The following is a 19,798-nucleotide window of genomic DNA, read 5'->3' as shown; positions in this document are numbered from 1 at the left end:
CAATGCGCGCCGACTCTCCCGGCAACTCGCACCCCGCGCGTTGCAGTACGCGAAAGAGGCAACAGGAAGGAATCCCTGGAGTTTCGCGCAGGGACAAGACTTGAGGCCGCGCGAGCATCTAGCGCCGCGCGCGGCAGGCAGTGAACGGCGAGTGAAAACGCACTCGCAGCGCGAGCGAACAGCGCGCGGCGAACGCCGTCTTTCACACACGCTCTCGATGTCGCGAAGACCTTCGAAGCACATCGCACATGCGAAGTGAGCACGACGAAGCAGTGCTCACTACGCAGTGCTCATGCGATGCAATCGACACGACGCGATAACAAAGTGTTGTATCGAGGTCGCAACGCGAATCGAAAACAGGATTTTTCGTGTGCGAACCCTTTTATCGCTCACGAAAAGATGGTACAAACCGATCTAAATTGATGGTGACATTTATGCTCAACTGGGATGACGAGATCACGGCCGTAACTCCGTCGAGCGGTGCGCAGCAAAACGCAATGCGCAACCCCGCGGGTCAGGCTGTCCAGGCTGCCGAGATGCAGTTTGGTCTGCGTTCCGCTCCTCAGGCTTCCACGGCGACGAACATCTTCGCCAGCGACTTCGCCGTTGCACCGCCGCCGCAAGCACCGGTCTCGACCGAAGCGCGCGTGAATGTCGCCGACAAGCGCATCATCAACGGTCAGACCGACGTGAATCAGTTGGTCCCGTTCAAGTACAAGTGGGCTTGGGAAAAATACCTGGCAGGCTGCGCGAACCACTGGATGCCCCAGGAAATCAACATGTCCCGCGACATCGCCCTGTGGAAAGACCCGAACGGTCTGACCGAGGACGAGCGCCGCATCGTCAAGCGTAACCTCGGCTTCTTCGTGACGGCCGACTCGCTCGCCGCGAACAACATCGTGCTCGGCACCTACCGGCACATCACGGCGCCCGAATGCCGCCAGTTCCTGCTGCGCCAGGCGTTCGAAGAGGCGATCCACACGCACGCCTACCAGTACATCGTCGAGTCGCTGGGTCTGGACGAGAGCGAGATCTTCAACGCGTACCACGAGGTCAAGTCGATCCGCGACAAGGACGAGTTCCTGATCCCGTTCATCCAGACGCTGACCGATCCCGCGTTCAAGACCGGCACGCTCGAAGCCGACCAGAGCCTGCTCAAGTCGCTCATCGTGTTCGCCTGCATCATGGAAGGCCTGTTCTTCTATGTGGGCTTCACGCAAATTCTGGCGCTCGGCCGCCAGAACAAGATGACCGGCGCCGCGGAGCAGTACCAGTACATCCTGCGCGACGAGTCGATGCACTGCAACTTCGGCATCGACCTCATCAACCAGATCAAGCTTGAAAACCCGCACCTGTGGACCCCGGCGTTCCGTGCGGAGATCACCGAACTGTTCAAGCATGCGGTCGACCTCGAGTACCGCTATGCTGAAGACACCATGCCGCGTGGCGTGCTGGGTCTGAACGCATCGATGTTCAAGAGCTATCTGCGCTTCATCTGCAACCGCCGTTGCCAGCAGATCGGTCTCGATCAGCTGTTCCCGAACGAAGAGAATCCGTTCCCGTGGATGAGCGAGATGATCGACTTGAAGAAGGAACGCAACTTCTTCGAGACGCGCGTGATCGAATATCAGACGGGCGGTGCGCTGTCCTGGGAATAACCCGGGCGCACTGCGGTGCAAGTCTTTAGGGGTTGCCGGAGGCGGCGCGCGAGCCGCCTCGACCGGCATGATGATTAGGAGCAGGAACGCCTGATGCAAAGCATGCCCGGAGCCAGGTTGGCTCACCGACGTGACAGGCACTTTGCGAACCCTTCAGAGGGATGGGCAAACTTCCCCCCGGAAAAGCGTGCTGGCTATGTAGCCGCCGCTTTCAACGAACGTTGCCCGGTGTCGGTAGCCGACGCCGGAATGACTTGGCGCGCTGTGCCTCGTGGCACGGCGCGCCTTACCGCATTCATTAGCGTAAGCGCGCGGGATCAGCGTACGCCGATGAATAGCCCGCTTCGCAGCGTGCGCCGTGAGAAGCGTTCGCGGGAAGCGGGTTTTGACGAAGGGTGTAGTTTGAACTGACTCTCATCTGAACCTGAAGGAGAAAAAAAATGGCTACTGCCAAGAAGAAACCGGCGGCTAAGAAGGCCGCAGTGAAGAAGGTTGCAGCGAAGAAGGCAGCTCCGGCGAAGAAGGCCGCAGCGAAGAAGGTCGCGGTCAAGAAGGTCGCAGCCAAGAAAGTCGCCGTGAAGAAGGTTGCTGCGAAGAAGGCAGCACCGGCGAAGAAGGCCGCAGCGAAGAAGGTTGCAGCCAAGAAAGTTGCCGTGAAGAAGGTTGCTGCGAAGAAGGCAGCACCGGCGAAGAAGGCCGCAGCAAAGAAGGTTGCAGCCAAGAAAGTTGCCGTGAAGAAGGTTGCTGCGAAGAAGGCAGCACCGGCGAAGAAGGCCGCAGCGAAGAAGGTTGCAGCCAAGAAGGCGCCTGCGAAGAAGGCTGCTGCCAAGAAGGCTGCGCCTGCGAAGAAGGCTGCCGCCAAGAAGGCTGCCAAGAAGGCGCCTGCGAAGGCCGCTGCCGCACCTGCTGCCCCTGCTGCGCAACCGTCCGCGCCCGCAGCAACGGTCAAGACTGCCCTGAACCCGGCCGCAGCATGGCCGTTCCCGACCGGCAGCCGTCCGTAAGCAGTCCGAGACGAAGCGCGCAGGCCACATCGTTCGCGCGCTTCGTTGGCCGGGCCGGGCGGCATCACGCGCAAGGCTCGATCCCGATCCCGTCGCTGGGTTGTCAGCGACGGGATTTTTTTCGTCTGGAGTTCGTAATAATCGAGGTCGGGGGTGCGAGTTCGTGCTCACGCCGCGCGCGGGCATGAAAAAAGGCGCATGCACAGGGGAGCACATGCGCCTGAGGTTCCGCATCCGGCGCGAGGCGCCGCTGCGGTACAGGGGAAAGCTTTAGTGCGTGACGCGCGTCACGCCGCCGCTCGAGAGCAGCCGCACGCGGTCGCCCGCGTTGAAGACTTCGCCGGTCGCCGTTTGCGTGATGGCCCGGTAGTCGCCGTTGTCGAGGCGCACGGTGATCTCGAGGCCGTCGCGCATGGCCACTCCGTTCTCGACCGCGTTGCCGGCCACGGCACCCGCAATGCCGCCGATGATGCCGGTGACGATCGAGCCCGTGCCGCCGCCGATCTGACTGCCGGCCACCGCGCCGAGTGCACCGCCGCCGATCGCGCCGAGGCCGCTAGGCTGGCCGTTGTTCGAGCTGATCTTCACCGCGCGCACGCTTTCGACCGTGGCCATGCGCACTGTTTGCTCGCGCTGCGCCTGCGAGGCCGTGTACACATCGGCGGAACTGCTGTTATAGGCACAGCCCGACAGCGCGAGCGACCCCGCGACCCCAGCTGCAACAATCAGACGACTCGTTATTTTCATTCCCGTAGCTCCAATGGGCGCCGTTCGTGTGCGGCGCCCGCGTTCAGTTCGGCAGTTCGTAGCCGAATGCCTCCTTGAACCGTTCGTTGATCTGCGCCCGCGTAGGCGCATAGTTTTGCGGACCGAGATGCTCGATCTTGAGCGCGCCCATCAGGCTCGCGAGACGCCCCGTGGTTGCCCAGTCGAGGCCGTTCTCGATGCCGTAGAGCAGGCCGCCGCGGAAAGCGTCGCCGCAGCCGGTCGGGTCGAGCACCTGAGCGGCCTTGACCGGAGGAATCTCCTCGATCTTGCCGCCGTGGTGGATCTGCGAGCCGTGCTCGCCGCGCGTGATGATCAGCGCGTCGACATGGCTGGCGATTTCGTCGAACGACCAGCCGGTGCGATGGCTGACAAGGTTGGCTTCGTAGTCGTTGACCGCTACGTAGGTCGCAAGTTCAATTGCGCGGCGCAAAGACGCACCGTCGAAGAGCGGGAGGCCTTGACCCGGATCAAAGATAAACGGGATGCCTGCCTTCGCGAATTGCTCGACGTGCTGAACCATGCCGTCAAAGCCGTCCGGTGCGACGATGCCGAGCTTGATGCCAGGCGCTTCGTCGGCGCGGTTCAAATGTGATTGCATCATCGCGCCCGGGTGGAACGCGGTGATCTGGTTGTTCTCGAGGTCGGTCGTGATCATCGCCTGTGCGGACCACGTATCGTCGAGCACGCGCACGTGCGCCTTCGAGAGGCCGAGCGTGTCGAGGCGTTCGAGATAAGGGCGCGCGTCGGCTGCGCCGAGCGTCGCCATGATGCGCGCGTCGCCGCCGAGCAGATGCAGCGCGTACGCAATGTTGCCGGCACAGCCGCCGAACTCGCGGCGCATCGTCGGCACGAGAAAGCTCACGTTCAGAATGTGCACCTGCTCGGGCAGGATGTGCTCCCGAAAGCGACCTTCAAAGGTCATGATGTTGTCGTAGGCGAGCGAGCCGCAGATCAGCGTAGCCAAGGCGGGAATTCCTGTAGGGCGTGGTAGGAGAGGGGGCGGCGCACCGGCCTGCGAATCCGACCGGAAAGCAGGCTCTGTTCGTGTGCGCCGCCGCCGGATTACTTCAGCGCGGCGAGTGCGGCGTCGTAGTTCGGTTCGTTCTTGATTTCGCTCACGCGCTCGGCGTGCAGGACGTTGTCGTTTTCGTCGAGCACGACCACAGCGCGCGCGGTCAGGCCGGTGAGCGGGCCGCTCGTCACGTCCACGCCATAGGCTTGCGCGAATTCATGGCCGCGGAAGGTCGAGGCCGTGACGACGTTGGCGATGCCTTCGGTCGTGCAGAAGCGCGAAGCGGCGAACGGCAGGTCGCCCGAAATCACGACGACGGCCGTGTTGCTCAGGCCGGCTGCCGCTTCGTTGAACTTGCGCGTGGAGGTGGCGCAGGTCGGCGTGTCGAGGCTCGGCACGATGTTCAGCACCTTGCGCTTGCCGGCGAAATCGGCGAGCGAGACAGGCTTCAGATCCTTGCCGACGAGCGAGAACGCCGGGGCCTTCTGGCCGACGCTCGGGAACGTGCCGGCGACGTCGATCGGGTTACCGCCTAGCGTGACTTGACTCATGATGTGCTCTCCGGAAATGCATGTTGTGGTGAAAGGCGCGCCCGCGCGAAGCGGGACGCCGGGAAACGCGCGGGGCACGCCAGTGCGCCCGCGCACAAACGGAACATCAGGGGTAGAAAATTTCGATGCGGAAGTTCGACGCCACCACGTCGCCCGTGTCGAGCCGCACGATCATGGTCTGCGTGGTGCGTGCGGGCAGACCGGCTTCGATGGACGTGCCGGGCGTGACGTAGTCCTGCGGCCACAGCACGCGCCGCACGACGATGTTGTTCTGCCGGTCGAGCAGCGACAACTCGATGGCGGGGTAGGCAAGCGCGACGTTAAAGCGGTTGCGCAGCGGCACCTTCAGTTCGAGGTGGTGCGGCTCGTTGTCGACCTGGCGCAGATCGGATGGCTCGACCAGCAGGCCGTCGATGTCGCGCGGCGGCAGCACGCGGCAGCCGAGCTGCGCGCACGCCTGCTGATAGAGCGGCTGCGAGTCGGGCCAGTAGACCATGACCGTTTCGCGCTGCCACCACGCGAGTTGCACGACGAGCAACGCGAGCAACACGATGGCAATGAGCGTGCCGAGAATGCGCCAGACGAGGCCGCGCGAGCCGCGCGGACGGGCCGGCGCTTCGCGGGTGACGGCGAATGGCGAGGTGCCGTCGTTGGGGGAGAGCGCGCTGAATGCGGGCTCGGGCGCGGGTTCGCCGGCGCGAGGGCCGAGCGCGGGCTCGGGGTCGTTCATGTGAGCCGCTGCCGATGCTTCGTTTGCAGAAAAGGTGGGCTCGGTCGGGCCGCTCGTGCCCAGGTTCGGCTCGCTGCGCGTCCAGCGCGTGGCGGGCGGGAAGGGCTCGGTGGCTGCCGGTTGCTCGGGCGGCGGCACGGGTGTAGCGGCGGCTGGCGCTGCTGCTGGTGTCGCTGGCGCGTGAGGCGCATCATGCGGCGTGCGCGCAAGCGTTGGTTCGTCGTCGAAAATGATCCGCGACTCGACGCCGCGCGTGACACCCGGCGTGGCGCCCGGGGCAATGCTTGCCCCGGGGAGTTTGTCGGCGTTGTATTGCAGGCGCGGATCGAGCTTGCTGTCCTGGGGCGGCGCCCACGGGTCCCACGCGCGATTCGTGAAATTGGGCGTGGCGCTCAGCTGCGGAGGCGGTTCTTGCGACGGCGCTGCAGCTGCAGGCTGACTCGCCTCAGCACGCTCGACATCGGCTTGCTGGGAAATCGGCTGCGATAGGGGCTGTGACGCGGACTGTGACGCGGACTGTGAATCGCGTCGTGAATCGGGCTCTAAAGCAGGCTGCGCAACAAACTGTGAAGCAACGTGTGAAGCTTCATGTGTAGCAGGCTCCGATGGCGGCGAGGTCAGGCTGGCCGCGATCTCGGCAGCAACGGGCACGGCGCGCGTGAAGTCGCCGCCTTCGGGCATCTCGTACAAACTGCCCGACGCGTCGAACGCTTCCTGACAATGTCCGCAACGCACGAGGCCGCGCCGCACGGCAAGCTGCGTGGGCTGGATGCGGAATACGGTTTCACAGAAGGGGCAGCGCGTTGCCAGAAGCATGTGGGCCGAAGATCTGGGTAGACCGGAGGATTGGTGATACCCGCATTCTACTGGCAATCCACCGCAGCCTACGACTTCGGTCATGCCGCTTGGGGCGCGATCAGGCTCGCGTGAGCCTGATCGAAACGCGAAGGGATTATGCGCGGCGCGTGCCCGCGAGGCAGACCCACCCTTCGTGTTCGCGCCAGACCGAGATGTCGATCCACTGGGCGTACACCTGCGCGACTTCCTCGGCTTGGCGCGCGAGAATGCCCGAAAGTGCGATGCGTCCGCCCGGCTTCACGCGCGAGGAGAGCATCGAGGCCATCAGCTTGAGCGGATTCGAGAGAATGTTGGCGACGACGATGTCGAACTCGCCGGCGGGGCAATCGTCGGGCAGGCCATACGTGACCTCCGCGCGGTTGCGCTCGCTGTTATGGCGCGCCGACTCGACGGCCTGCGGGTCGATGTCGATGCCGATCACCGGATTCGCGCCGCACTTCTTCGCGAGGATCGCGAGAATGCCCGAGCCGCAGCCATAGTCGAGCAGCGAGTTGCCGGGCTGCACGTGCTGTTCGAGCCATTCCATGCACAAACGCGTGGTGGGATGGCTGCCCGTGCCGAACGCGAGGCCCGGGTCCAGTTCGAGCACGAGCGCGTTCGGGTCCGGTGCATCGTGCCACGACGGCACGACCCAGATGCGCTCACCGATCTGGATCGGGTCGAACTGCGATTGCGTCAAACGCACCCAGTCCTGCTCCTCGACTTCGCGCAGCGAGAACTTCGGCGTTTCAGCGAGGCCCAACTCGTTCGAAGCGGCCGCAAGCAGCACGGCGGGATCCTGGTCGGCGCCGATCAGCGCAATCACGCGCGAATGCTGCCACGCGGTGCGATCGGGGGTGAGGCCCGGTTCGCCAAAGAGCGGTTGCTCGTCGGGCGTGTCGGCGTCGGCGTCTTCCACCGACACCGAGAGGGCGCCAAGCTCGATCAGCGCGTCGGACAGTGCCTCCGCGCGATTGCGATCCAGCTCGACGATCAGTTCCCGGTAGCTCATGAATTACGCTTCGTCCTTCTTCACTGCCTGACGTTCGGCCAGGCGGCTTTCGAGGTAGTGAATGCTCGTGCCGCCCTCGACGAACTTCGCGTCGAGCATCAGCTCGCGGTGCAGCGGGATGTTGGTCTGAATGCCTTCGACCACCATTTCCGAGAGCGCGATGCGCATGCGCTGAATGGCCTGTTCGCGCGTGGCGCCGTAGGTGATCAGCTTGCCGATCATCGAATCATAGTTCGGCGGCACGAAATAGCCATTGTAGGCATGCGAGTCAACACGCACGCCAGGACCACCCGGCATGTGCCACGACGTGAGACGGCCCGGCGACGGCGTGAACTTGAACGGATCTTCCGCGTTGATACGGCATTCGATCGCATGGCCCTTCAGCTGGATGTCGCGCTGACGGAACGAGAGCTTCTCGCCTGCGGCAATGCGGATCTGTTCCTGCACGATGTCGATGCCCGTGATCAGCTCGGTGACCGGGTGTTCGACCTGCACGCGCGTGTTCATCTCGATGAAGTAGAACTCGCCGTTTTCATACAGGAACTCGAACGTGCCCGCGCCGAGGTAGCCCATCTTCTTGCACGCATCGGCGCAACGGTCGCCGATGCGATCGAGCAGGCGGCGCGCGATGCCCGGCGCCGGCGCTTCCTCGATCACCTTCTGGTGACGGCGCTGCATGGAGCAGTCGCGCTCGCCGAGCCACACGGCGTTCTTGAACGAGTCCGCGAGAATCTGGATCTCGATGTGACGCGGGTTCTCGAGGTACTTCTCCATGTAGACCTGCGGGTTGCCGAACGCACGGCCGGCTTCCTCGCGGGTCATGTTGACCGCGTTCACGAGCGCCGCTTCCGTGTGCACGACGCGCATGCCGCGCCCGCCGCCGCCGCCCGCTGCCTTGATGATGACGGGGTAGCCGATCGCGCGCGCGATCTTCACGATTTCTTTCGGATCGTCGGGCAGTGCGCCTTCCGAGCCCGGCACGCAGGGCACGCCGGTCTTGATCATGGTCTGCTTCGCCGTGACCTTGTCGCCCATCATGCGGATCGTTTCCGGGCGCGGGCCGATGAACGTGAAGCCCGACTGCTCCACACGTTCGGCAAAGTCGGCGTTCTCGGAGAGGAAGCCGTAGCCGGGGTGGATCGCTTCTGCGTCGGTGACTTCTGCCGCGCTGATGAGCGCCGGCATGTTCAGGTAGCTCAGGTTCGAAGGCGCCGGGCCGATACAGACCGCCTCGTCGGCGAGCTTCACGTACTTGGCTTCCTTGTCGGCTTCCGAATAGACGACGACCGTCTTGACGCCGAGTTCGCGGCACGCGCGCTGAATGCGGAGCGCGATTTCGCCACGATTGGCAATGAGGATTTTTTCAAACATGGTGGGTATTCGACTCATCAAAGGGCGTCGCAAGTCATATGTGCCGACGCCTCAGAGGATCGGTCGCGTGCGTCGCCGTCATGGGGCGCCAAACGCGACAAACGCGGCGTGGCCGAACAAGAAGGCCACCGCCGCGCGCAGAAAAGCTTAGGCGATCACGTAAAGCGGCTGGCCGTATTCGACTGCCTGGCCGTTCTCGACGAGGATTTCCTTGACCACGCCAGCCGCGTCCGACTCGATCTCGTTGAGCAGCTTCATCGCTTCGATGATGCAAAGCGTCTGGCCTTCCTTGACCGTGTCGCCAACCTGGACGAACGGGTCGGCGCCCGGCGACGGCGCGCGGTAGAACGTGCCCACCATCGGCGAGGTCACGATGTGGCCTTGCGGCACGGCGGGGGCCGCTGCGGCGGCTTCGCCGACGTGGCCGGGAGCGGCGAGCGGAGCGCCCATGGCCGGTGCCGCGTATTGCGCGGGGGCCGGCTGCACGTAAACGGGCGGCGCGTTCTTGACGATGCGCACCTTGCCTTCACCCTCGGTCACTTCGAGCTCCGAGATGCCCGATTCGGAGACGAGGTCGATCAGAGTCTTCAGCTTACGTAGATCCATGGTGCAGCCCCTTTTACTTTGAATACGTGAAGTGCCGGGGCGCGCGCGTCCCGACACGGGTTGTTGTTCAGGTATTGACGGTCATCCGGCGCAGGAATCAGTCCGCCGACCGGGCAGCGAGCCGGTCGAGCGCGTATTCGAGCGCGTAGAGATAACCCTTCCAGCCGAGGCCGCAAATCACACCCTCGGCCTGGTCGGAGAAATACGAATGGTGCCGGAAGGACTCGCGGCGATGCACGTTCGACAGGTGAATCTCGACGAACGGGATGCCGACGCCTGCCAGCGCATCCCGAATCGCGACGCTCGTATGCGTGTACGCGGCCGGGTTGATCAGGATGAAGTCGGTTTGCTCGGTGCGGGCCGACTGGATGCGGTCGACCAGCGCGCCTTCGTGGTTGCTCTGGAAAGTCGCGAGTTCGACGCCGGCGTCCGCCGCGCGGTCCGAGAGCGCCTGATCGATCTGCGGCAGCGTCACGCGCCCATACACCTCCGGTTCCCGGGTGCCGAGAAGATTGAGGTTGGGGCCGTGCAGAACCAGCAGTCGCGTCATGGTCGCTTCTTTTTCCGTGGAATTGCGCGAACTTTAGCGCCGATTAGAGAAATTTGTCTAGTTTTCCGATAAGGGGATATGGCCCCGACTGCGCTTTGCAGCGAAGGTTTGGGCCGATCTTCAGTCAAATGACGGGATTTCCACGGCAAAACCAGCGATACGGCGCTTAAGATCTTGTCAGACGATCCACTGCGTCAAAGCGCGTCGAGCGTGCGCCGAAGCTCGTCCGGCTTGATTTGTCCTAATTTTGTCGCACGAACGGTGCCGTTCGCGTCGATTACCACCGTGTAAGGTAAGCCGCCCGCGTTGTTGCCGAACGCGCGCGCGACGTCCGCGCCGCCGAAACCGGCGATGTAGATCGGGTAATCGACGGGTACCTTCTTGAGGAACGTCTTGATGTTCGCCGCCGAGTCCACGCCCACACCCACGAACTGAATGCCCTTCTTCGCGTATTCACGCTGGAGCGCGGAAAGCTCCGGCATCTCCTCGACGCACGGACCGCACCACGAGGCCCAGAAGTTGACCACGATGGGCCGGCCCTTGTAGATGGCGAGCGATTGCGCCTTGCCGTCCGGGTTCGTGACCGCCGCCGACCAGAGCTGGTCGACCGCATTCTGCTTGCCGCTCGCCGAGGCCGCGTTGCTGCTCACCGAGGCCGCGTCGGCCACGCCGGCGCTGCCGCTCGTGGCCCAGTGCCCAGCCAGTATGCCGCCGCCTGCGGCGATTGCCGCCACTGCCACGCCGGCCAGAATCCGCTTCGTATTCATCGCTGCCGTTTTCAGGTTGTGGAAGAAGTGGCGCCGCTCTCGTCGATCAGCGCCTGGAGGGCCTGCGCGTTGGCGCGTGGCAGCCTGCCACGCGCATCGGCGCGCACGGCGCCGCGCAAGTCGTCCGTATTGTAGAGCGCAACGTGGATGCCCACCGGCTCCTCGGCGCGTGACGGACGCCACATGAAGCTGAGCGTTTCCACGAGGCCGCGCGCCGCGAAATGGCGCGTTTCCGACACGTCGTACTGCACGTTCGCATTCAGGAGCCAGATCGCGACATCCTTCGCGTTGTCACAAAAAATCTGCAGATGGATGTCGGAGTGCTCGCCCGCCGTGCCGTTGAGCACCGCGCCGGTCAGGAACGGATTGAACGGCTGGAGCCGCTGCATCCATTCGAGCGCGATTTCGCGCAGGCGGCGCAGCACCGCGGGCTGGCTGTCGCTCTGAAAGAGGGCCTGATATTCGCGGATCTCTTCCTCGATCTGGTCGTTGTCGGGCAGCCAGGTGCCTTCGATACGCGTTTCCCCCACCACCTGCCGGGCTGCCTTGCGTTTGGCGGTGGCGTAGTCGAGGCCGTCCTCGGCAATCATCCTTGCTGCCGCGATGGCGATTTCCTCGCGCACGCGCTGGGGATCGAAATGTGATCTGCGAACCATCCTTCAATGATACTAGAGATCGCCCTGGGCTCCGGGCACTGGCCATTGAGCCGCGCCCGCTGTCGGGTGCGCCAGGGATTTTCCGTCGGTGGACGGGCCGAGGTCGAGCCAATAGGGCTCGGGGCCTCGGGTACAATACCGGTCTTTGCTGCGGCGGCGCAGGACTGCCGCCGTTCCAGCTTCTGCATCCTTCAACCCGATCAATCCGATCGACGCGTTCACGACGCCCGCGCGGCGCGACAGGCTTATGCACATCCATATCCTCGGCATCTGCGGCACGTTCATGGGCGGACTCGCGGTGCTCGCGCGCAGCGCGGGCCACACGGTGACCGGCTGCGACGCCGGCGTGTACCCGCCGATGAGCACCCAGCTCGAAGCGCAGGGCATCCGCCTCATCGAGGGTTACGACGCGAGCCAGACCGAACTGAACCCCGATCTCTATGTGATCGGCAACGTGGTCACGCGCGGCAACCCGCTGATGGAAGAGATCCTCAATCGCGGCCTGCCGTATACGTCGGGCCCGCAGTGGCTCGGCGAGCACGTGCTGCGCGACAAATGGGTGCTCGCGGTGGCGGGCACGCACGGCAAGACCACCACGAGCTCGATGCTCACGTGGCTGCTCGAAGACGCTGGCCTGAACCCAGGTTTCCTGATCGGCGGCGTGCCGCTGAACTTCGGCGTGTCGGCGCGCCTGACCGACTCGAGCTTCTTCGTGATCGAAGCCGACGAGTACGACACGGCGTTCTTTGACAAGCGCTCGAAGTTCGTTCATTACCGTCCGCGCACGGCGCTGCTCAACAACCTCGAGTTCGATCACGCCGACATCTTCCCCGATCTCGCCGCAATCGAAACGCAGTTCCATCACCTCGTGCGCACGATTCCTGGCGTGGGCCGCATCGTCACGAATGGCCGTTCGGACGCGCTCGAGCGCGTGCTCACGCGCGGCGTGTGGAGCGACGTCGAGCGCTTCGGCGTGGACGGCGGCTGGCAGGCGCTACCCGCGGAAGACGGCGTGGCCGTGGACGAGCGCTTCGCCGTGTATCACAACAGCGAACGCGTGGGCGTGGTGGACTGGCAGATCCAGGGCGAACACAACCGCCTGAACGCGCTCGCCGCCATTGCCGCTGCACGCAGCGTGGGCGTGCCGCCCGCGCAGGCTGCGGCCTCGCTTGGCACGTTCCGCAACGTGAAGCGCCGCATGGAAGTGCGCGGGAGCGTGGACGGCGTGACCGTCTATGACGACTTCGCGCACCATCCCACGGCCATCGAAACGACGATCGCCGGCCTGCGTACACGCGTCGGCCACAAAAACACGCGCATCCTCGCCGTGCTCGAGCCGCGCTCGAACACGATGAAGCTCGGCGTGATGAAGGCGCAACTGCCTGCCAGTCTCGCCGACGCCGACCTCGTGTTCGGCTACGGCGCCCCGAGCGGCAAGGACGCGCTCGGCTGGGATCTCGCGGGTGCGCTCGCGCCGCTAGGCGAGAAGGCCCGCGCGTACCACGATCTCGAAGCGCTCGTGAAGGCGGTCGCAGCGGCGGCGCGCCCCGGCGACCAGGTGCTCGTGATGAGCAACGGCGGCTTCGGCGGCGTGCATCAAAAGCTGCTCGATGCCCTTTCGGTACGGAGCGCGGCGTGATCGTCTATCTGCACGGCTTTCGTTCGTCGCCCCAGTCGTTCAAGGCGCGCCTGCTCGCGGCGCGCATGGCTGAGCTGGGCCGCAGCGGCGAATGGCTGTGCCCGACGCTGCCGGTTTCGCCGCAGGAGGCGATTGCGCTCGCTGAGCAGGACATCGGCGCGCAGTTGAAGCCGGGCGAGCGCGTCACGCTCATCGGCAGTTCGCTTGGCGGCTACTTCGCCACGCATCTCGCGGAAAAGCACGGCTGGCGCGCCGCGCTGCTGAACCCCGCCGTGGTGCCCGACCGCGATCTGTCGAAGTATCTCGGCGAGCAGCCGCTCTGGCACGGCGGCGGCAGCATCGTCGTCGAACCGCGCCATCTGGAAGAGTTGCGTGCGCTGGCCGTCGCGAGGGTGACGCAGCCCGCGCGCTACTATTTGATGGCCGCGACCGGCGACGAAGTGCTCGATTACCGCGAGATGCTCGCGCATTATCCAGGTGTGCCCACACACCTGATCGAAGGCAGCGATCATGGCATCAGCGAGTTCGCCGATTACGTCGACGAAGTGATCCGTTTCTGCGACGCCGCTTGATGCGTGCGAACGCCTATATCTATATGTATACAGCACCGCCCGCGCGCCGCGCCGGCGGTCGAAGCAAGTCTGAACGAGAGTATTGAGTGAACGTTTTCTTTGAGGAATCGGGCAGTTTCAAGGCCGGCAGCGTGCTGTCGCGTCAGGGCGACGCGTTCCAGGTCGAACTGCCCGGCGGGCGGCGCGCCAAGGTGCGCGCGAAAGACGTGCTGATCGAGTTCGAGAAGCCCGCAGCAAGCGAACTGCTGGAGCAGGCGGACGCCGCTGCCGAGGAGATCGATCTCGACTTCCTCTGGGAGTGCGCGCCCGCAGAGGAATTCGCCTACACGGCGCTGGCGAGCGAGTACTTCGGCGAAACGTATGGCCCTGTCGAACGCGCCGCGCTCGTGCTGCGCCTGCATGGATCGCCCGTGTACTTCCGCCGCAAGGGCCGCGGCCAGTATCAGCGCGCGCCTGAAGAGCAGCTCAAGATGGCGCTGGCCTCGCTCGAGCGCAAGCGTCAGCAGGCGCTGGTTCAGGCTGGCTACGAAGATGAGCTGAAGGCGGGCGGGTTGCCCGAGGCGTTCAAGGGCAAGGCACTCGGACTCCTCACGAAGCCCGACAAGAATTCGATCGAATATAAGGCGCTCGAAGCGGCGGCGGCCGCGCGCGGCATTTCGATGCCGCGCCTCATGCTCGAATGCGGTGGCATTGCTTCGCCGCGCGCGCTGCACGAGGCGCGCTTCCTCGCAGACTTCTTCCCGCACGGTACGGGCTTCCCGCCCGTCGAAGTGGGCACGCTGCCCGAGGATCTGCCCACCGCCGCCGAGCACGTGCAGGCTTTCTCGATCGACGACGTCACGACGACCGAAATCGACGACGCGTTTTCCATCGAGCATCTGGCTGACGGCCGCGTGCGCATCGGCATTCACATCGCGGCGCCGGCGCTTGGCATCCAGCGCGGCGACACGGCGGATACGATCGCGCGCACGCGTCTTTCGACGGTCTACATGCCCGGCGACAAGATCACGATGCTGCCCGACGATTTCGTCGACGCCTTCACGCTCAAGGAAGGCGGCCTGCGCCCGGCGCTTTCGCTCTACTGCATCGTGAACCGCGAGACGCAGGAGATCGTCGCGACCGAAACGCGCGCCGAGCGCGTGTTCGTGAAGAACAATCTGCGCCACAACACGCTCGACGAGGTCGTGACCGAAGAGACGCTCGCGGCGGGCACGGGCGAATATGCGCACAAGGACGACATCGCCGTGCTGTGGCCGTTCGCGCAGGCGCTGTTCGAGAAGCGCCAGCAGGCGCGCGCGGGTTACGGCCTGCGCCGCGAAGTCCAGCGCAATACGGACTTCAACTTCTACGTGGAAGGCGAGCATGTGACCATCTCGCCGCGCCGCCGCGGTTCGCCGCTCGACATGATCGTCGCGGAACTGGCGATTCTCGCGAACTCCACGTGGGGCGCCTTCCTGCACGATCATGGCGTGCCGGGCATCTATCGCTCGCAGCGTGCGTTCGGCGCGCCGAGCGGCCCCAAGCGCACGCGCATGCAGACCAACGCCGCCCCGCACGAAGGTCTCGGCGTTGCGCAGTATGCGTGGAGCACCTCGCCGCTGCGCCGCTATGTGGACCTCGTGAACCAGTGGCAATTGCTCGCATGCGTGGAGCATGGCGTGGCCGCCAAGCTCGTCGCGCCGTTCAAGCCCAAGGACGCCGATCTGTTCGCCGTCGTGCAGGGCTTCGACGAGACCTACACCGCCTACGCCGACCATCAGCGCCGCATGGAGTACTTCTGGTGCCTGCGCTGGCTGCAGCAGGAAATGCGCGGAGAGGGCGGTGGCGAACCGCGCCGCGAATTCCCGGCGAGCGTGGTGAAGGACGACCTCGTGCGCTTTGAGGAAGTGCCGCTGCTCATGCATGTGCCCGCGCTTGGCGTGCACGCGCGCGGTACGCGTTTGATGATGGAAGTGCTGTCGATCGACGAGCTGACCATCGAGGCTTCGGTGCGCATGCTGCGCGTGCTCGACGCGCCCGTCGTGACGAGCGGCGAGCAGGCGGAAGAGGATGCGGGCGAAGACGAAGAATTGATCGAAGCCGCCGACGAGTCTGCGCAAAGCGAAGCGGAAGCCGTCGCGGAAGCGGGCGAAGCCGAAGACGAAGCGGCAGGCGATGCGCCGGCGGCAGAAGAACAATCGAGCGAACAGCACGCCACGGAGCCGCGCGCATGAGCGTTAGCGAGTCGAAGCCCGTTGTGCACGCCGACCGTTACGCCGTCGTCGGCAACCCGGTGGCGCACAGCAAGTCGCCGTTCATCCACGCGCAGTTTGCGCTGCAAACCGGCGAGCGCGTCGAATACGATCGTCTGCTCGCGCCACTCGACGGTTTCGTCGAGCACGTGCAGGCATTTCACGCAGCGGGCGGACGCGGCCTGAACGTGACCGTGCCGTTCAAGCTGGAAGCGCACGCGCTGGCGCACAAGCTCTCGCCGCGCGCGGCGGCGGCGGGTGCGGTGAACACGCTGCGCTTCGACGCAGACGGCATCTTCGGCGACAACACCGACGGCTTCGGCCTCGTGCGCGACATCGAGGTGAACCTGGGTGTATCGCTCGCAGGCGCGCGTGTGCTGCTGCTCGGCGCGGGCGGCGCGGCGCGCGGCGTCGTGCTGCCGATGCTCGAGCGCCGTCCGCGCGAGATCACGATCGTGAACCGCACGGCGCCCAAGGCGCACGCGCTCATCGAGCAGTTCGCAGGCGCGGCGGGCGAGTTTGGAACTCTGCTGAACGGCGGAGGCCCGCAAGCCGTTGACCCCAAGCCTTACGACGTGATCGTGAACGCGACGGCGGGCAGCCTCGACGCAGCGTTGCCCGAGTGCGACGAACGCGCGTTCGGCACGGGCACGCTTGCCTACGACATGATGTACGGCGCGCAGCCCACTGTATTCATGCGCCATGCGCAGGCACTCGGCGCGCGCGCGGCCGACGGCCTCGGCATGCTCGTCGAGCAGGCTGCGGAGTCGTTCTTCGTTTGGCGCGGCGTGCGGCCCGAGGGCGCACCGGTGCTGGCGGCATTGCGCGCGCAGTTGGCCGCGCAGGCCGCGTAACGCCCGGCGCTGCTCGGACAAGCTCGCACAACACGGAGACGACGCCATGCGCAGGCAAGCCATCGGTGCGCAAGCCGCGACGGTCGCGAGCGGCAGTGGGCGGCGTGCGCAGTCCCGCAACCGTCCCGGCGCGCGGCGCTGGCTCGCCTGGATCGTCTGCGTGTTCGCCATTGCTTGGATCGCCACGCAACTCTTCTACTTCGCGCAAATCGCGCTGTGGAACTTCGTCGATCCGCAAACCACAGCGTTCATGCGCACCGACGCCGCGCGGCTTTCCGCCGAGCGGCCCGGTCTTTCGATCCAGCACGAATGGGTGCCGTACGACCAGATTTCGCGCAACCTGAAGCGCGCGATCATCGCGTCCGAGGACGCGAACTTCGTCAACAACAACGGCTACGAAACCGACGCCATCCTCCAGGCGTGGGAGAAGAACAAGAAGCGTGGCCATATCGTGCGCGGCGGCTCGACCATCACGCAGCAACTCGCGCGCAACCTGTTCCTCTCGCGCGAGCAGAGCTATATCCGCAAAGGTCAGGAGTTCATCATCACGTGGATGCTGCAGGCGCTGCTCGACAAGGAGCGCATCTTCGAGATCTATCTGAATTCGGTGGAGTGGGGCAACGGCGTGTACGGCGCGCAAGCCGCCGCGCGCTACTACTACCGCACGACAGCTGCGAAGCTCACGCCGTGGCAGTCGGCGCGGCTTGCGGTGATGCTGCCGCGTCCCAAGTACTTCGATGAGCATCGCAACTCGGCGTATCTCGCGCAGCGCACCGCTGTGATTGCGCGGCGCATGGGTGCGGCTGAATTGCCGCATTGAGGCACGCTGGTACGCCAATAAAAAACGCGCCGCATTTGCGGCGCGTTTTGCTTTCTACCGGGTGCTTCGATGTTGCGCTTACTGGCGCGCGAGCCGCGCGTTATCCGGCATCGGCATGTTGAAGTTGGTGCGAAACGGATTGATGTCGAGGCCGCCGCGCCGCGTGTAGCGCGCGTAGACGGCGAGCCGGTCCGGTTTGCACTCGCGCAGGATGTCCATGAAGATGCGCTCGGCGCACTGCTCGTGAAAGCCCGTGTGATTGCGATACGAGATGATGTAGCGCAAGAGGCCCGCCTGATCGATCTGCGGCCCGACGTAGTGGATCTGCACGCTGCCCCAGTCGGGCTGGCCCGTCACCGGGCAGTTCGACTTGAGCAGATTCGAGATCAGCGTTTCCTCGACCGGCGCTTCGTCGAAAGCCGCTTTCAGGAGCGTCGGCTCCGGGTGATAGATCTCCGTGTCGAGATCGAGGCGATCGAGCGAGAGGCCGTCGAATTCCTCGAATGGGATCTTGCCGAACGCGCCCGGCTGCTCGAGCCTCACCGAAACCGATGCGCCGCAAGCCGCCGTCACGTCGCGTTTGATCGTGTCGCGCACCACGTCGGCCGATTCGAACGGCGTTTGCGCGAACGAACCCAGATACAGCTTGAACGACTTCGATTCGATGATGTTCGGCGAATCGGCGGGAATGAAGAACGTGGCGATCGCGATCTGCGGCTTGCCGCGCGCGTTGAGCCACGAAAGCTCGTAGGCGTTCCAGATATCGCTGCCGAAGAAGGGCAGTTGCGCGCCAATGCCGATCTGCTCGCGCGCGGCGGCACGCGGGATCGGGAACAGGAGCGAGGCGTCGTATTGCTCGGTGTAGGTGGAGGCCTTGCCGAGCGGAGATTGGTCGGGAGTCATGATGCGTTGGCTTCGGTAGCGAGATTGGTCACGCCGCTTGCCACGTGCCCGGTGGCCGTGACCGAGCGCGCGGATTCGCAGGTGCGGATCTGGTCGTCGAAGAAAAAATCGGGTTCGAACTCGCGCAGGAACGGGCCTTTGTCGAGTCCGCCAAGGAACATCGCTTCGTCGATCTCGATGTTCCAGGCCATCAGCGTACGGATTGCGCGCTCGTGCGCGGGCGCGGAGCGCGCGGTGACGAGGGCGGTGCGAATGCGCATCTGCGCGTTCGCGTCGGCGAGCTTCTGCAGACGGTTGAGCGCGGCCAGCAGCGGCTGCAGCGGGCCTTGCGCGAGCGGCAGTTCGCGGTTGTCGCGCTCGTGGCTCACGAAGGCGGAAAGGCCCTTGCTCTGGAAGATCTGCTCGGCTTCATCGGAAAACAGCACCGCATCGCCGTCGAACGCGATGCGAATCTCGTGCGCGTTGCGTTCCGCCATTGTCGCCGATTCCGGAAAGACGCGTGCGGCGGGGAAGCCGGCGTCGAGCGCGCTCTTCACGTCCGCCGGGTTCGCGGAGAGAAAGAGCGACGCGTTGAGCGGCTTGAGGTAGTGCCAGGGCTCGCGCCCGCGCGTGAACACACCGCGCTGGATGTCGAGCCCGTGCTCGCGGCACGAACTGAACGCGCGCAAGCCGCTGATGGGATCGCTGCGCGAGAGGATCACGACTTCCACGTGATGCGCGCCGTTGTTGAGCGCGAGCAGCTTGCGAATGAGCGCGAACGCCACGCCCGGCCGCGCGGGCACGGTCAGGCGCTCGCGCTGTAGCGCCTCGTAGGCTTGCAGGTCGCCGCCCTCGAACACGTGGTTTTCCTCCTCGAAATCGAAGAGGGCCCGCGACGAAATGGCGACGACGAGTTTGTCGGAGAGCGAAACGGACACGATGGCGGCCAGTTAGGCGAGGAAGAGCCGGTACGCCGGATTGCTCGTCTCTTCCCAGTGCGGATAGCCGAGCGTGGCGAGGAAGCGGCGGAATTCGGCGTCCTCGGCGGCGGGCACCTGGATGCCCACCAGAATCGAACTGTAGTCGGCGCCCTGGTTACGGTAATGGAAGAGGCTGATGTTCCAGTTCGGCGCCATCGACGACAGGAAGCGCATGAGCGCGCCCGGCCGCTCCGGAAACTCGAAGCGGAACAGACGCTCGTCGTGCGCGAGCGGCGAGCGCCCGCCCACCATGTAGCGGATGTGCTGCTTCGAAAGCTCGTCGCCGGTGAGATCGACC

The 19,798-nt window shown here is 64.9% G+C and carries 20 protein-coding genes and 1 pseudogene; 8 read left to right on the top strand and 13 right to left on the bottom strand.

All coding sequences use genetic code 11. The features are described 5' to 3' along the window. Positions 1–434 precede the first annotated feature (434 nt). From U5A52_RS36885 to U5A52_RS36875, 3 genes are all read left to right on the top strand, one after another. Positions 435–1,658 carry a ribonucleotide-diphosphate reductase subunit beta gene (locus U5A52_RS36885; RefSeq protein ID WP_158758656.1) on the top strand — a complete coding sequence of 408 codons (1,224 nt, stop codon included), beginning with the start codon at positions 435–437 and terminating at the stop codon, positions 1,656–1,658. 93 nt (positions 1,659–1,751) lie between these two features. Beyond that, complete coding sequence (locus U5A52_RS36880) at positions 1,752–2,069, top strand: hypothetical protein (RefSeq protein ID WP_321916744.1); 318 nt, start codon at positions 1,752–1,754, stop codon at positions 2,067–2,069. Positions 2,070–2,098: 29 nt separating this feature from the next. Continuing rightward, positions 2,099–2,662, top strand: coding sequence for a histone H1-like DNA-binding protein (locus U5A52_RS36875; protein ID WP_110388368.1), 564 nt, complete (start codon positions 2,099–2,101; stop codon positions 2,660–2,662). A gap of 270 nt (positions 2,663–2,932) precedes the next feature. On the opposite strand, the gene U5A52_RS36870 is transcribed toward U5A52_RS36875, so the two are convergent. The 10 genes from U5A52_RS36870 to U5A52_RS36825 form a co-directional block, all read right to left on the bottom strand. After that, the gene (locus U5A52_RS36870; RefSeq protein ID WP_321916741.1) at positions 2,933–3,409 is read right to left on the bottom strand and encodes a glycine zipper 2TM domain-containing protein; all 477 of its coding nucleotides are present in this window, start codon (positions 3,407–3,409) and stop codon (positions 2,933–2,935) included. Positions 3,410–3,452: 43 nt separating this feature from the next. Continuing rightward, positions 3,453–4,394, bottom strand: a complete 942-nt coding sequence (locus U5A52_RS36865; RefSeq protein ID WP_321939002.1) for a carbohydrate kinase family protein — start codon at positions 4,392–4,394, stop codon at positions 3,453–3,455. A 98-nt stretch (positions 4,395–4,492) separates the two neighbouring features. Beyond that, positions 4,493–4,993 carry a thiol peroxidase gene (gene tpx / locus U5A52_RS36860; protein ID WP_321916738.1) on the bottom strand — a complete coding sequence of 167 codons (501 nt, stop codon included), beginning with the start codon at positions 4,991–4,993 and terminating at the stop codon, positions 4,493–4,495. A gap of 106 nt (positions 4,994–5,099) precedes the next feature. Continuing rightward, on the bottom strand, positions 5,100–6,539 hold the full coding sequence (locus tag U5A52_RS36855; protein ID WP_321939000.1) for a DUF3426 domain-containing protein: 1,440 nt from the start codon (positions 6,537–6,539) through the stop codon (positions 5,100–5,102). A 136-nt stretch (positions 6,540–6,675) separates the two neighbouring features. Further along, positions 6,676–7,572: a 50S ribosomal protein L11 methyltransferase gene (prmA, locus tag U5A52_RS36850; RefSeq protein WP_321916735.1), complete on the bottom strand. Its 897-nt coding sequence runs from the start codon at positions 7,570–7,572 to the stop codon at positions 6,676–6,678. 3 nt (positions 7,573–7,575) lie between these two features. Continuing rightward, positions 7,576–8,943, bottom strand: a complete 1,368-nt coding sequence (gene accC / locus U5A52_RS36845) for an acetyl-CoA carboxylase biotin carboxylase subunit (RefSeq protein ID WP_028214031.1) — start codon at positions 8,941–8,943, stop codon at positions 7,576–7,578. A gap of 147 nt (positions 8,944–9,090) precedes the next feature. After that, positions 9,091–9,549 (bottom strand): acetyl-CoA carboxylase biotin carboxyl carrier protein, encoded by a 459-nt coding sequence (gene accB / locus U5A52_RS36840; protein ID WP_321938998.1) that lies wholly within the window; start codon positions 9,547–9,549, stop codon positions 9,091–9,093. Positions 9,550–9,646: 97 nt separating this feature from the next. Then, on the bottom strand, positions 9,647–10,099 hold the full coding sequence (gene aroQ / locus U5A52_RS36835; RefSeq protein ID WP_321916731.1) for a type II 3-dehydroquinate dehydratase: 453 nt from the start codon (positions 10,097–10,099) through the stop codon (positions 9,647–9,649). Positions 10,100–10,293: 194 nt separating this feature from the next. Then, entirely contained in the window at positions 10,294–10,866 is a 573-nt protein-coding gene (locus tag U5A52_RS36830; protein ID WP_321916730.1) for a TlpA disulfide reductase family protein, read from the bottom strand. Between the two features lie 11 nt (positions 10,867–10,877). Next, the gene (locus U5A52_RS36825) at positions 10,878–11,522 is read right to left on the bottom strand and encodes a UDP-N-acetylmuramate--alanine ligase (RefSeq protein WP_321938996.1); all 645 of its coding nucleotides are present in this window, start codon (positions 11,520–11,522) and stop codon (positions 10,878–10,880) included. Positions 11,523–11,769: 247 nt separating this feature from the next. Here U5A52_RS36825 and mpl point away from each other — a divergent pair, with 247 nt between their 5' ends. From mpl to mtgA, 5 genes are all read left to right on the top strand, one after another. Then, entirely contained in the window at positions 11,770–13,161 is a 1,392-nt protein-coding gene (gene mpl, locus U5A52_RS36820; protein WP_321938994.1) for a UDP-N-acetylmuramate:L-alanyl-gamma-D-glutamyl-meso-diaminopimelate ligase, read from the top strand. Continuing rightward, positions 13,158–13,733, top strand: coding sequence for a YqiA/YcfP family alpha/beta fold hydrolase (locus U5A52_RS36815; protein ID WP_321916724.1), 576 nt, complete (start codon positions 13,158–13,160; stop codon positions 13,731–13,733). Before mpl ends, U5A52_RS36815 begins: the two co-directional genes overlap by 4 nt. Positions 13,734–13,819: 86 nt before the next feature. After that, positions 13,820–15,946, top strand: coding sequence for a ribonuclease catalytic domain-containing protein (locus U5A52_RS36810; RefSeq protein WP_321938992.1), 2,127 nt, complete (start codon positions 13,820–13,822; stop codon positions 15,944–15,946). Then, positions 15,943–16,818 carry a shikimate dehydrogenase gene (gene aroE, locus U5A52_RS36805; RefSeq protein WP_321938990.1) on the top strand — a complete coding sequence of 292 codons (876 nt, stop codon included), beginning with the start codon at positions 15,943–15,945 and terminating at the stop codon, positions 16,816–16,818. Before U5A52_RS36810 ends, aroE begins: the two co-directional genes overlap by 4 nt. Positions 16,819–16,864: 46 nt before the next feature. Beyond that, positions 16,865–17,638 (top strand): monofunctional biosynthetic peptidoglycan transglycosylase, encoded by a 774-nt coding sequence (gene mtgA, locus U5A52_RS36800; protein WP_321916718.1) that lies wholly within the window; start codon positions 16,865–16,867, stop codon positions 17,636–17,638. A 78-nt stretch (positions 17,639–17,716) separates the two neighbouring features. Here the strand turns inward: mtgA and queF are convergent, their stop codons facing one another. The 3 genes and pseudogenes from queF to U5A52_RS36785 form a co-directional block, all read right to left on the bottom strand. Further along, positions 17,717–18,541 carry an NADPH-dependent 7-cyano-7-deazaguanine reductase QueF gene (gene queF, locus U5A52_RS36795; RefSeq protein ID WP_321938989.1) on the bottom strand — a complete coding sequence of 275 codons (825 nt, stop codon included), beginning with the start codon at positions 18,539–18,541 and terminating at the stop codon, positions 17,717–17,719. Next, on the bottom strand, positions 18,538–19,458 hold the full coding sequence (locus U5A52_RS36790) for a 5'-nucleotidase (RefSeq protein WP_321916715.1): 921 nt from the start codon (positions 19,456–19,458) through the stop codon (positions 18,538–18,540). The genes queF and U5A52_RS36790 overlap by 4 nt, the downstream gene beginning before the upstream one ends. Before the next feature lie 12 nt (positions 19,459–19,470). Continuing rightward, positions 19,471–19,798, bottom strand: a pseudogene (locus U5A52_RS36785) (threonine ammonia-lyase, biosynthetic); the annotation flags it as partial.

Origin of the sequence: Paraburkholderia sp. J8-2 (assembly GCF_905220195.1) — a bacterium.
Lineage (GTDB): Bacteria > Pseudomonadota > Gammaproteobacteria > Burkholderiales > Burkholderiaceae > Paraburkholderia.
The sequence above is the reverse complement of the archived record's forward strand: the minus strand, read 5'-3'. Positions and strand labels throughout refer to the sequence as shown.